Annotated in this window: 1 pseudogene; it reads left to right on the top strand. The window is 61.1% G+C overall.

Features of this window, described 5'->3' with window-relative positions:
- Positions 1–51: 51 nt before the first annotated feature.
- A pseudogene (locus KVT38_RS34290) lies at positions 52–234 on the top strand (sensor histidine kinase); the annotation flags it as partial.

Below are 234 nucleotides of genomic sequence, written 5' to 3'. Positions count from 1 at the left end.
AACGATCTGGGTCCTTCCACCAGACCGGATACACTCGCATATGTGCGGGCCGTGTCTAGTACCAGCCAAGGTAATCAGGTCGTCGGCGTACTGGTCGCCACGTACATCAACCGCAAGCTGGTCGAATCGATGCGAACGGTCTCGCTGCCCGATGAGGGCGAGAACTACTTGGCCGATTACGAGGACTCGGTGCTGGCTTCTTCGACCGGACCGGTCGGGCTCCGGCTCGGGCTG

This window comes from Cohnella sp. GbtcB17 (assembly GCF_019091135.1).
Taxonomy (GTDB): Bacteria; Bacillota; Bacilli; order Paenibacillales; family Paenibacillaceae; genus Cohnella.
The sequence above is the reverse complement of the archived record's forward strand: the minus strand, read 5'-3'. Positions and strand labels throughout refer to the sequence as shown.